Here is an 11,055-nt window from a genome sequence, read left to right as displayed (position 1 = left end):
GGGGCGGTACAGAGCTTGTCTGGTTTATGACCTCAAAAGCATTGAGCGGGGCGCAGCGGTCAAATGCACTCATCTGGAAGCGGTAGCTCCCGGATTACTACGACCAAAGCATGCCCATTTACGCAATACAGACTTCCCAGAGTAGTACTTCTCCGCGCCGTGTCGGGCACCTATTCTGCCGTCTTTCCGCCAAGTATTTGAATACTGCGGCGGCCGTTACTCAGTCACGGCTCGCCGTCATACAGGATAGTCGCCAGGCGTAACGCAGCCGGACTCTATTAACCGGATGACAGCAACATGAACGCGATGACACCCTCGCTTCCTCCTGGACTGAGCCACGAACTCGAAACTGTCCCTAACGTGGCGGCAGTGCAGCAGGTCGGAGTAGTTGGGCTGGGACGCATGGGTCTTGCGTTTGCCCAAAATCTGATTACGGACGGCTACCAAACAATTGTCTACAGCAGGAGTGGAAAGAACTTGGCCACCCTGAAGACGCGGGGCACCACCGTCGCAGCCGGGTGGGGGGATCTCGCGCAGTGCAGCATCGTCATCAGTATGGTGGCAGACGACGATGCGGCTGAATCAGTGGCTGAGTCGCTGGCGAACGTCCTCCCAACGAGCGCCATTCACATTTCGATGAGCACGATCAGTCCTGGTGCCTCACGGCGGATCGCGCGACTGCACAATCATCTCGGCCAGGGTTACGTGGCTGCGCCGGTCCTCGGTAGTCCGGACCTTGCAGCGTCTCGCGAGCTGTTTGTACTGGCAGCTGGGACGCAGGACTATCTGGCGTGCTCGCTACCGATCCTGAACAGGCTGGGAAAGCGCACTTTTTTACTTGGCAATGTCCCGGAGCTCGCAAATACGGTGAAGCTCGCTGCGAACGTGTTGACGGCATCCACGATGCAGAGCATGGGTGAGGTGTTTGCTTTTCTGCAGAAAGCGGGTATCGAGCCTGAAGTTGCATTCACCGTTTTCACCGGGTCCCTCTTTGACGGAAAGGTGCATAAGGCGTACGGCGGAAGAATTGCGGAGCAGCGCTATCTTCCGCCAGGCATGACCACTCGATTGGGGCTCAAGGATCTGCGCCTCGCGCTGGTCGAAGCTGAAACGGTTTTGGCGCCTATGCCTGTTGCGAGCGTTGTCCGCGACAGAATGCTTGCCGCGATAGCACGCGGCTGGGGGGACCTCGACTGGTCCGCACTTGGCAAGCTTGCGCAATTCAGCGCTGGAATCGAATCATGAATATCACCTCTTCGCCTGCGGATGAACGTGCAGCAGACACAGCATCGTCGGAGGCGGCGTCTCACTCCAAGATATGGGTCTGCGTCATCTGCGGCTGGATCTACGACGAGCGCTTTGGCCTGCCAGAGGACGGCATAGCGCCTGGAACACGGTTCTCGGATATTCCGGACAACTGGACATGCCCTCTGTGCCAAGTTGGAAAGGACGATTTCGTTGTTGTTGAATGTTAGACGGCTCTGCGGACTTCCCGAACCCCTTTCGTGATCAGATCTGGGCAGATGATGGCCTCGTCGTATCGACGTACGTTGGGCACGAATCCATCGCGCGGGGCCCTGGCAGCGCAACTGCAAGCGCGCAGAGGCAGCCGACTGATGTGAAAGTGTTGCCCGACCACGACCTTGGCCACAGACGGGAGTCATGCCTCGTCCGCTCCACAAACGACGTCTGCAAGTTTCGAGTATCGGAAATGGATTATTTCGCCGCAGTGCGCGCGTTTCTTCAAGCCGCTGAATTGGGCAGTTTCAGCAAGGCAGCACATCAGATGGATCTCAAGGTGTCGACGGTGTCGCGGTACGTGACTGATCTGGAGTGTGATCTAGGCATCGCGTTGTTCAACCGGTCGACACGTGGACAGGCACTTACCGAAGGGGGGCGGATCTTTAAAGCTCAAGCGCTGGTCGCGATGAAGGCGCTGGACGATGCCCGCGAAGCTACCTCGTCGCTCAACGCCAGGCCGAAAGGCGTTCTGAGAGTGGCAATGCCGACATCGTTTGGTCGGCACCATGTCATGAAGCATCTGCCAATATTCCTTGAGCGGTACCCCGATATTTCGGTGGAGGCAGTTGTGTCGGACGAGGCCGTCAATCTCATCGAGACCCAGATGGATCTCGCAATCAGGATTGGCACGCTGCCTGATTCACAACTAATGGCGCGCAAGCTGGCCGCTCACAGGCGGATGCTATGCGCGAGTCCCCAATATCTTACGAGGTATGGTACTCCGTCGTCGCCGTCAGATCTGACTGAACATCGCGTACTGCGATGCATACAAGCAGCGGACGCCAAGTGGACCTTCGTTAATCGGGATCAGAAGGGCGAGAGGGCAGAGGCGAAGGTGAAGCCACACAGTCGCATTCTCGTGAGTGATATCGACATTCTCCGCGATCTCGCGAAAGCCGGCTCAGGCATAGCATTGCTGCCGTCGTGGAGCATCAACTCGGCGATTGAGTCCGGTGAGCTTGTAGGCATATTGACGGATTGGGAGGAGAGAGCGACCCGACCCGAGCCCGCAATCTGGGCGGTTTATCCTCCAAAAAAAGTGGTTTCATCCAAAGTCAGGGCCTTCGTTGACTTCTATGTGTCCATTTTTGAACAGGCGCCGCAATGGTAGCGGAAAGTGCGTAGAGCGATGACGAAGTATCGATGGGGTTCACCAAGCCTGCATATCAACGATAGCGCCCCTTAACTGTAAGACAAATGGGGAATCGGGAGTTATGCCCTTCGTGCAAAGGTGATTTCGGGGGAGCGTGGTTCCGCGGAACAAGGCGCACTCCTATAGTTGCGTCCAACGCTGCTGGAAACGGTCGATCGTCGTCCACCTCAGCGGATCGCCCTTCAAGCAACCCACCTATTTTTTTTGGAGATGATCCAATGCTTGACAAGACCTCTTTCTCGACGCTTCGCCTTCAGGATAATGAAGTCATGCGAGACGCGCAGTATTTCGAGTACACGTCGTCCGCGAATCCGATCGGGGCGAAGCTCATTTCGCGCGTGCCGTATCGTTCGTTCCTGAATTCGCTCTACGACGACGGCCCCACGCGCATCGTGCCGCTGGACCTCTCGACCGAACTCGGTGTCGACTATCCGGCCACGGGTCCCGCCCTGATGGCAAACTTCCTGCGTATCGTTGCAGGTGAAAAGCTGTCCGTGAATCCGAACGCGACCTCGCAGGTGTTCTATGTCCTCGAAGGACATGGCACGGTCGCGCAGAAGGATTCGGCGTTCCGTTTCGGCGCGGGCGATTTCTTCTCGCTTCCCGGTGGCGCCGAGGTCGTGCTCGCGGCTGAATCCACTGCGCGCCTGTACTACGTCAACGATGGTCCGCTGCTTTCGTATCTGGGCGTCGACTTCTCGCGTGCTCGCTTTACGCCGACCCTCTATCCAGCCGCGCGAGCTCAGCAGGAACTTGAAAACGTTTCGAACGCACCGGGCGCTGCTCAACGCAATCGCGTGAGCGTTCTTCTCGGTAACACGCACTTCCCGCAGACACGCACGGTGACGCATTCGATGTGGGCAATGTTCGGAGTCGTTGCACCGAAAACGATGCAGAAGCCCCATCGTCACCAGTCGATCGCCCTCGACTTCATCCCCAACTGCAAGCCGGGTGTCTATACGCTCGTCGGCACGGAAGTGGACGCTAACGGCGACATTATCGATCCGGTGCGTGTCGACTGGACGCCTGGTATGGCGTTCGTCACGCCGCCGGGCTACTGGCATGCGCACTTCAACGAGTCCGATGACGTGGCTCACGTCATCCCGCTGCAAGATGCCGGTCTGCAGACGTATCTGCGATCGCTCGACATCCAGTTCGCGCGCTAAGCGCTAGGCGATCGGTCCGGAGATGGCTGCCTGGACGGGGGGCGGCCTTCAACGGACCGTTAGCGTCGCCACACCGCGTTATTGACGTCCATGCTCGGCCTCCGCAGTGGCAAGAGCATGGTGCCCCGGCCTCCGGCTGGAGATGGTCGGCCCGCACCGTGTTGACGCGAAGCACTAGTTCGACAGTCTGCCTCGTCACTTCTCTACGACGCAAGAATGTCATCTCAAATGCATTTATCAAATAGTCCTCCGCCGGAACCAGGTTGTTCTCATTCTTCTAACACTGATGCGCCGGAGTCTATCGGCAACCTCCTGATGTGGCACCTCGTGGTCTTCGGGGAAGGGAAATCGCTTCACGAGCAACGTAGTCTGATAATGGCCCGAACGGGACTCGATTCGGAAACGCTTTCTACCTGCCTGCAAGATCTACTGGCTGCCGGTCTGATCGTTGCACATTGCGAGCGCGGCGCACCGGGTTCTCTTTCCGTTACACCGCGCGGCGAACAACTCGCCATCGGTATTGGCGGGTAGCAATCGTCACCCCAATTCCTTCAAGAGCGTGCGCCACGACCGTTGGCGGCTGCTGCCAGAAATGAGCAATCCCTTCGTGCCTCGTAAATGACGCGTCGTGTTACTTTCAACGAAAGCCCCCTCCTGAAAGCCACTGGATACCGTGGGCGATCCACTATCGTGATGGGCTTGATCACGATTGCTTTCGCAGCGTGCATCGCGCGTGCCCTTTGGGTTCAGGTGCTTGATAGCCGCTTCTACCAATCGGAAGGTGACGCACGTGTCGACCATGTCATTGACTTGCAAGTCGATCGAGGTCGAATTGTCGACCGCAATGGCCGCGTACTGGCGACGAGCGTCCCCACGATGGCAGTATGGGTCGACGCAAAGGATGTCCCGGACAACGTTGAGCCGGGAAGACTCGCGATGCTTGCGAAATTGCTTGGCATTTCAGAAGAGAGACTGAATGCGGAAATCGATAGCGACAAGACGTTCGTATATCTGAGGCATCAGATCTCGCGCGACGTTGCCAGTGAGGTGGAAGCGCTCGCAATTCCGGGCATTCACGAAATACCAGAGTATAAGCGTGTATACCCCGAGGGTGCGCTCACCGCTCAACTGGTTGGTTTCACGGATACGGAGGGCAAGGGCCAGGAGGGCATCGAACTGGGGGCGCAAAGCAAGCTTAACTCGGTTGACGGGAGAGAACTCGTCGTGCGCGATCGGGTGGGGCATATCGTTAGAGACCTCGGAAGCGTAGAGAGCCCACATCCAGGCGCTGATATCCAACTCGCACTTGACCGCAACATTCAGTACATCGCTTACGAGGCCTTGCAAGACGCGGTAACGTCGAGCCATGCAGAAAGCGGATCGGCGATTGTCGTTGATGGGCACACTGGAGAGATTCTCGCCCTTGCAAACTTTCCCAGCTACGATCCGAACGATCGGTTTGCACTGCGCGGCGCCACATTGCGCAACCGCGCGGTGACCGACGTCTTCGAGCCTGGATCCATCATGAAGCCGTTAACCGTATCGCTGGCGCTTGATCTCGGTCGGGTCACACCAAATTCGCTTGTACAAACAGACGGTCGATTTTCATTGGACGGTGCGGTCATCACTGATGATGCGAACTTCGGAACGCTAACGGTTGCGAGGGTCATTCAGAAGTCCAGCAACATTGGCGCGTCAAAGATCGCATTGACCATGAAGCCAGAAGAGATGTGGCGGCTTTACTCCGCACTGGGATTCGGTCGCCCACCCAATCTTGGCTTTCCAGGCGCGGCCGCCGGTATCGTGCGGCCATGGAATAGATGGCGGCGGATCGAGCAGGCGACCATGTCATACGGGTACGGTGTGTCGATGTCGCTGGTCCAGCTCGCAGAGGCGTACACCGTATTCGCGAACAATGGACGGCTTCTCCCGCTTACGCTCTACAAGCAGGATGGTTCGACGGTCGAGGGTACACAGGTCTTCACCAAACACACGACCGACGAGATGCGAGTGATGCTCCAGAGCGTCGTTTCAAAGGGGGGCACGGCGCCTGATGCGCAGGTTCCTGGCTATAGCGTCGGGGGCAAAACTGGAACGGCCTATACCGCAACGAGGCACGGCTACGAGAAGAATGAATACCGCGCCTCCTTCGTCGGAATCATTCCGATTCGAAATCCGAGACTCGTAATCGCAGTATCGGTAGATAAACCGCAGGGAGCCAAACACTTCGGCGGCGACGTCTCGGGCCCAGCTTTTGCACAGATCGCGTACGCCGCGATGCATGAACTTGGCGTTGCGCCCGATGAGCCGACACAGAATGCCGCAGGTGACCTTGGTGCGACTCCAAAATTTCCCAGAGCCGCAAGGCCCTAGCGCCCACGGGCCGAGGTATTCAACCACCGGTCACCGGAGGGAAGAAGGCAATTTCGCTGTCCTGGCGCAAGACGAAGGTTGGGGCTACAATTTCGTAGTTGACGGCTATGCGGACCGGTCGGCCATCGCGCAATGCGTCCGCTGTTCGGGCGTCGCGCGAGCCGAGTCTTGATCGGAGACCGTCGATTGTGAGATGCGGTACGTCGATAACGACGATTTCCTCAGTGATGCCGAGTTGTTCGCGAATGCTCGCGAAGTATTTGATAGTGAGCTTCATTTGTACGTTCCGGATACCGTGGGTTCGAAGCGACCCGGATTAGCCCCAGCGCAACGTCGCCTGTTCGTCTCGTCTTTTGGCTTTGACCCATTCTGACGTACCATCGCCCCGAATCTCTTTTTTCCAGAAAGGAGCGTGGGTCTTAAGAAAATCCATGACGAACTCGCATGCTTCGAACGCAGCGGCTCGGTGCGGCGCTGCCACAACCACCAATACAACGGCGTGGCCGAGTAGAACGAGCCCAATTCGATGGACGATCTTCACAGCGTCTACTTTCCAGCGTGCGATGGCTTCCTCGACGATACCCCACAGCGACTGCTCGGTCATGCCGGAGTAGTGCTCGAGTTCTAGTGCGACGACGTCGTCGAAATCGCCGCTATTGCGCACGACGCCGATGAAGTTGACGACGGCACCCACGTTTGGGTTGCGCATGATGGGTGCGATTTCCGCTTGGACGTCGATTGGCTGGTGCTGCACGCGTACTTCGAAGCCGGACGCTATGCCGGCGCGTAGCGTTGCTTCTTCGCCGGGACTCTCGGAAGAGGGCGGGGATGGTTGGACGGAAGAAGAAGCGGGGCTAGAGGCCGACATGACGAGTTCTCCAATATCTCTGTATAAAGCGCATGCTTCGGCTCAACCACCAACGAGCGACATGCGCACGGTTGGATATGCCTTACCTGTGCGCGGTTTGTGTCGGGTTGCACGTAGTTCTGAATAGCGATCGTAGCGTTCGCGCCAGCGGGAGCGGAGCACGTCGGCCAGTTGATCGACGGGTCCGCTCTCATCAAGCCACGGCGTGAGATCATAGCCCCGAGCGGCGAAAAGGCAGGTATAGAGATGGCCGTCGGCGGATACTCGTGCACGCGAGCACGTGCCGCAGAATGGTTGTGAGATGCTTGCGATGAAGCCCACTTCGCCGCTCCCGTCCGCGTGACGAAAATTGACGGCGGTGGTTGCATCAGGCTGCGGCCCGAGCGGGATGAGCGCAAACTCGGATTCGACGATAGCGTGAATTTCCGGCGCAGTGAGCACGTTTGCAGTCGACCATCCGCTCGCGCCGCCGACGTCCATGTACTCAATGAAGCGCACGGCCACGTCGGTATGCCGGAAGTGACGCACAAGCGGCAGAATCTGGCTGTCGTTGACGCCCCGTTCAATCACGGCATTGATCTTGACTGGGGTAAGGCCCACCGCGCACGCCTGCTCGATGCCTTCGAGAATGCGCTGTACAGGTTCACGGGCGCCACTCATCTGGCGAAACACCGCATCATCCAATGAGTCAAGGCTTACCGTGACGCGATTTAGCCCGGCGTCTCGAAGCGACCGGGCCCTTTTTGCGAGCAGTGAGCCGTTCGTCGTGAGCGCAATTTCCATCGCGCTGCCGCTCACCGTCCTAAGGCAGGCAAGCCGTTCGACGAGCGACTCAAGGCCACGCCTCAGTAGTGGCTCACCGCCCGTAATTCGGATCTTCTCGACACCAAGCGACGCGAATGCCTTCGCGATTTTCACCATTTCGTCGAACGAAAGGCGCTCCGATGCCCGCAGGAATGGATAGTTTGCGTCGAAGACGTCCGACGGCATGCAATAAGTGCAACGAAAGTTGCACTGATCGATGACGGACAGACGCAGGTCTCGCAACGGACGTGCAAACGTGTCAGAAACAGGAATTGCGGCACTCGCCGGCGCACAATCGCGCGGTGACGTGTCGGCGGCAAGGGGCTCTGCGATGGCGTTCACGATCTCTTCAACATTGAGTTGCGGGCGATGGGAGGAGAGAAGCGGTGACCGCCCGGGCTCGCGCCTGGATAGCCGGGCGATGCTCCCCTGATCGATTTGCCCTCAGTATAGGGCGACGGCTTCGCACCTCGAATGCACAGTCGTCTGCAAAATCCACCAGCACAGTCGGAGGGCATATGTTGTGATGCAATGCGAGCGTATGCTGGCTACCGGGACGCTGTTTCGCGAGGACGCGCAGAACGGTGCAAATTGCGTATCGCCTCCAAAAAAAATGCCTTCCGTACCGTTTGCATACGGAAGGCGCTGTTGTCGGCCGAATGGGTGGTGACTGCTAGTGCTTGACCGGCACCACCTTGCCGCGGAAAAGATGGTACTGGTAAAGGTTGTAGCCAATCATGATCGGGAACACCATGCCGATACCGAACAGCATGAATGTAAGCGTCGGGCTATCCGAAGCCGCAGCGTCAACTGTGAGTTTGCCCGGCACGATGTAGGGAAACAGGCTGATCGCAAGTCCGACGAACGAGATCACAAAGAGCAGCGTCGAGCCTACGAACGGGCTGTGCTCGCCGTGCATGCGGATCGAATAGAGCACGTAGACGAACGCCAGAGCAGCGAGAATCGCGAGTGCGATCAGCAGATGAAAAACTCCGTGCTCCTGCCAGCGCGTCACTCCTACAGGACTGAGCTTGAACGTAGCAAACGACACAACGAGAGCAGCGGCTACAGTGGTGAAGACGGCGACCGTAGCGTGGCGTCGCGCCGAGCTTTGGATTGCGCCGCTCGTCTTCTTCACGACCCACGTCGCGCCGAGCAGGCAGTAGCCTGACACGACACCTATCGCGGTCACGGCGACGAAGCCGAGGCTCGAGAGGCCTGGAACGAAACCGGTGAGGATCTTGCCGAGCACGATGCCCTGGGAGATCGCCGCGAGCAGACTGCCGATACCGAATACGCGGTCCCACACCAACTTGCTCGTATGCGCGGCGTGCCTGAATTCGATTGCGGCGCCACGCATGATGAAGCTAGCGATCAGGAACATCACGGGGACGTAGAGATCCGAGAGAATCATGGCGTAAGCCGACGGGAATGCGCCGAACAGGGCGCCGCCGAGCGCCACTAGCCAGGTTTCGTTCGCATCCCAGACGTGGCCAATCGACTGGATCATGAGATCCCGGTCACTTTCCTTGCGACGCAGCAACGTGAGGATGCCCACGCCGAGATCAAAGCCGTCGGTTACCACGTAAAGCACAAGCATAAGGCCGATGATCCCGAACCATGCTTGATTTAACAGATCCTGAGTTGATGCGGCTGTCATGATGAGTTCCTGCATACGAATGCGAATCAGTGGATAGGTCGTCGATCAATATTCGACCGCGTGCGTAACTGCATTGCGCGCTGACTCGGGGGCCGGCATCAGCGTGAGGTCCGGCCCTCGACGCAGCCAGCGACGCGCAAAGACGAAAAACGAGCTAATGAGCACTACGTAGAAGACCGCGAACATGACCATGCTGCCCGTGATCGCACCAGCAGGAATTGCGGAGGCAGCCTGGTCGGTGCGCAGCAGGCCATACACGACCCACGGCTGACGTCCCACTTCACGCACGATCCAGCCGCATTCGACTGCAATGTATGGCAGTGGAATCGCGAGTACCCACGCGAGAAGCAGCTTGCGTTGCGCGAGGAGCGCATCGAGGCGGCCCCGCGACTTGCGCAGCGCATAGACGGTCCAGAAGGCGAGCACCATGAACAGGAAGCCGATTCCGGCCATGGCGCGGAACGCGTAGTAGAGCAGCGGAATCATCGGCGGCTGGTTCTCGACGGGAATGTCTTTCAGGCCCGTCACCTTGCCGTGAAGGCTGTGCGTGCCGAGAATGCTGAGCGCGCCAGGCACTTCGAGCGACCAATCATTGCGTTGCTTCGCGGCATCGGGCCACGCCACGAGCGACCAGCTTGCGCCGGTGCCCGGTGCGTTCGTTTGCCAGTGGCCTTCGATTGCGGCGCCCTTGGCCGGTTGGGTCGCGAACACGTCAACGCCGCTTGAATCGCCGAGCCAGATCTGCACGGGCGCGACGAAGACGAGCAGAGCCAGCGCAAGCTTGAAAGAGCGCACGAAGAACTCTGGATTGCGACGCTTGAGCAGGCAGTAAGCCGAAATTCCGGCGACCACCACGAGCCCCGTTTCGAGCGCGGCGAACCACATATGCGACACGCCCCATGCCATATCGGGGTTGAAGATCGCCTTCACGTAGTTGGTGACCACGAGCTTGCCGTCCACAACGGCCACGCCCCTCGGGGTTTGCAGCCACGAGTTCGCCACCATGATCCAGAACGCGGAGAGCGTGGAGCCGAGCGCGACCATTGCCGTTGCGAAGAGGTGCACGCCCTTCGGCACGCGATTCCAGCCGAGCATCATGATGCCGACGAAACCGGCCTCCAGCATGAAGGCCATGGCACCTTCAAAGCCCAGGATATTGCCAAAGAACTGGCCGGTGTATTCGGAGAACGGGCCCCAGTTCGTCCCGAACTGGAACTCCATCGGGATGCCGCTCACAACGCCGACCGCAAAATTCAGGAGCAGCAGCTTGCTCCAGAATCGCGCGTGGCGATACCAGACCACATTGCTCGTTTTGACCCAGAGGACTTCGACAACGAGCAGGAACGCGGAAAGGCTGATGGTAAGAATTGGCCAGAGTATGTGGAATATCGCGGTCATTGCGAACTGGCCCCGCGCCAGATTCAAGGCTTCGACAGACATGATGATCACCAGGCAGATTGAGAACGAGGAAGCGCCTCGCATAAGGCGCAACTCGACTAGTTAGTTAAGA

Annotated in this window: 10 protein-coding genes; 5 read left to right on the top strand and 5 right to left on the bottom strand. The window is 58.4% G+C overall.

Annotated elements, in window-relative coordinates; all coding sequences use genetic code 11:
• Positions 1-297: 297 nt before the first annotated feature.
• From AB4Y36_RS35740 to AB4Y36_RS35720, 5 genes are all read left to right on the top strand, one after another.
• Positions 298-1,245, top strand: a complete 948-nt coding sequence (locus AB4Y36_RS35740; RefSeq protein WP_368685475.1) for an NAD(P)-dependent oxidoreductase — start codon at positions 298-300, stop codon at positions 1,243-1,245.
• Complete coding sequence (locus AB4Y36_RS35735) at positions 1,242-1,475, top strand: rubredoxin (protein ID WP_368685474.1); 234 nt, start codon at positions 1,242-1,244, stop codon at positions 1,473-1,475. Before AB4Y36_RS35740 ends, AB4Y36_RS35735 begins: the two co-directional genes overlap by 4 nt.
• Positions 1,476-1,711: 236 nt before the next feature.
• Entirely contained in the window at positions 1,712-2,632 is a 921-nt protein-coding gene (locus AB4Y36_RS35730; RefSeq protein WP_368685473.1) for a LysR substrate-binding domain-containing protein, read from the top strand.
• 260 nt (positions 2,633-2,892) lie between these two features.
• Positions 2,893-3,840 carry a cupin domain-containing protein gene (locus AB4Y36_RS35725; protein ID WP_368685472.1) on the top strand — a complete coding sequence of 316 codons (948 nt, stop codon included), beginning with the start codon at positions 2,893-2,895 and terminating at the stop codon, positions 3,838-3,840.
• Between the two features lie 699 nt (positions 3,841-4,539).
• On the top strand, positions 4,540-6,213 hold the full coding sequence (locus tag AB4Y36_RS35720; protein WP_368685471.1) for a peptidoglycan D,D-transpeptidase FtsI family protein: 1,674 nt from the start codon (positions 4,540-4,542) through the stop codon (positions 6,211-6,213).
• A gap of 19 nt (positions 6,214-6,232) precedes the next feature.
• On the opposite strand, the gene AB4Y36_RS35715 is transcribed toward AB4Y36_RS35720, so the two are convergent.
• From AB4Y36_RS35715 to AB4Y36_RS35695, 5 genes are all read right to left on the bottom strand, one after another.
• Positions 6,233-6,490 (bottom strand): MoaD/ThiS family protein, encoded by a 258-nt coding sequence (locus tag AB4Y36_RS35715; protein ID WP_368685470.1) that lies wholly within the window; start codon positions 6,488-6,490, stop codon positions 6,233-6,235.
• Positions 6,491-6,529: 39 nt separating this feature from the next.
• Complete coding sequence (locus AB4Y36_RS35710) at positions 6,530-7,081, bottom strand: molybdenum cofactor biosynthesis protein MoaE (RefSeq protein ID WP_368685469.1); 552 nt, start codon at positions 7,079-7,081, stop codon at positions 6,530-6,532.
• Between the two features lie 42 nt (positions 7,082-7,123).
• Positions 7,124-8,158, bottom strand: a complete 1,035-nt coding sequence (moaA, locus tag AB4Y36_RS35705) for a GTP 3',8-cyclase MoaA (RefSeq protein ID WP_368685508.1) — start codon at positions 8,156-8,158, stop codon at positions 7,124-7,126.
• Positions 8,159-8,558: 400 nt separating this feature from the next.
• Positions 8,559-9,545, bottom strand: a complete 987-nt coding sequence (locus tag AB4Y36_RS35700) for a cytochrome d ubiquinol oxidase subunit II (RefSeq protein WP_368685468.1) — start codon at positions 9,543-9,545, stop codon at positions 8,559-8,561.
• Positions 9,546-9,590: 45 nt separating this feature from the next.
• Positions 9,591-10,985, bottom strand: a complete 1,395-nt coding sequence (locus AB4Y36_RS35695) for a cytochrome ubiquinol oxidase subunit I (RefSeq protein ID WP_368685467.1) — start codon at positions 10,983-10,985, stop codon at positions 9,591-9,593.
• Positions 10,986-11,055: the final 70 nt, after the last annotated feature.

It is taken from the genome of Paraburkholderia sp. BR10936 (genome assembly GCF_040965735.1).
Taxonomy (GTDB): Bacteria; Pseudomonadota; Gammaproteobacteria; order Burkholderiales; family Burkholderiaceae; genus Paraburkholderia; species Paraburkholderia nodosa_A.
This window is presented reverse-complemented; position numbering and strand designations above follow the sequence as displayed.

What these genes read in the sequence shown, in the direction of transcription:
- AB4Y36_RS35740 (WP_368685475.1), top strand. Translation starts at nt 298, where the DNA reads ATGAACGCGATGACACCCTCGCTTCCTCCTGGACTGAGCCACGAACTC.
- AB4Y36_RS35735 (WP_368685474.1), top strand. Translation starts at nt 1,242, where the DNA reads ATGAATATCACCTCTTCGCCTGCGGATGAACGTGCAGCAGACACAGCA.
- AB4Y36_RS35730 (WP_368685473.1), top strand. Translation starts at nt 1,712, where the DNA reads ATGGATTATTTCGCCGCAGTGCGCGCGTTTCTTCAAGCCGCTGAATTG.
- AB4Y36_RS35725 (WP_368685472.1), top strand. Translation starts at nt 2,893, where the DNA reads ATGCTTGACAAGACCTCTTTCTCGACGCTTCGCCTTCAGGATAATGAA.
- AB4Y36_RS35715 (WP_368685470.1), bottom strand. Translation starts at nt 6,490, where the DNA reads ATGAAGCTCACTATCAAATACTTCGCGAGCATTCGCGAACAACTCGGC.
- AB4Y36_RS35710 (WP_368685469.1), bottom strand. Translation starts at nt 7,081, where the DNA reads ATGTCGGCCTCTAGCCCCGCTTCTTCTTCCGTCCAACCATCCCCGCCC.
- AB4Y36_RS35700 (WP_368685468.1), bottom strand. Translation starts at nt 9,545, where the DNA reads ATGACAGCCGCATCAACTCAGGATCTGTTAAATCAAGCATGGTTCGGG.
- AB4Y36_RS35695 (WP_368685467.1), bottom strand. Translation starts at nt 10,985, where the DNA reads ATGTCTGTCGAAGCCTTGAATCTGGCGCGGGGCCAGTTCGCAATGACC.